Below are 382 nucleotides of genomic sequence, written 5' to 3' on the forward strand. Positions count from 1 at the left end.
ATCATCCGGTTTTGAAAGTCCTAAAATCGTAGGAGCCGATGCCAATTACTACAATCGCGCCCTGTGGATTATCCATCAACAAGGTGATAATTTTATCATCGAAAATCAAGAAACCAAGCGGTATTTGTTCTCAGATGGAGAACCCATTAAAGGCTCTTCCGAGGAGCCGAGGGAGGCTGGAAAGCATCATCCGGTTTTGAAAGTCCTACAGTCGTAGGAGCCGATGCCAATTACTACAATCGTGCCCTGTGGATTATCTACAAAAGTGGTGATAATTTTATCATCGAAAATCAAGAAACCAAGCGGTATCTGTTCTCAGATGGAGAACCGATTAAAGGAGATCGAGGAGCCGAGGGAGGCTGGAAAGCATCATCCGGTTTTG

1 protein-coding gene is annotated in these 382 nt (G+C 44.8%); it reads left to right on the forward strand.

Annotated features, from left to right (window positions below; genetic code table 11):
* Nucleotides 1-217 (forward strand): hypothetical protein (locus tag M595_RS31990; RefSeq protein WP_023070039.1); only part of this gene is annotated, 217 nt, incomplete at its 5' end.
* Nucleotides 218-382: the final 165 nt, after the last annotated feature.

It is taken from the genome of Lyngbya aestuarii BL J, assembly GCF_000478195.2.
Classification (GTDB): Bacteria; Cyanobacteriota; Cyanobacteriia; order Cyanobacteriales; family Microcoleaceae; genus Capilliphycus; species Capilliphycus aestuarii.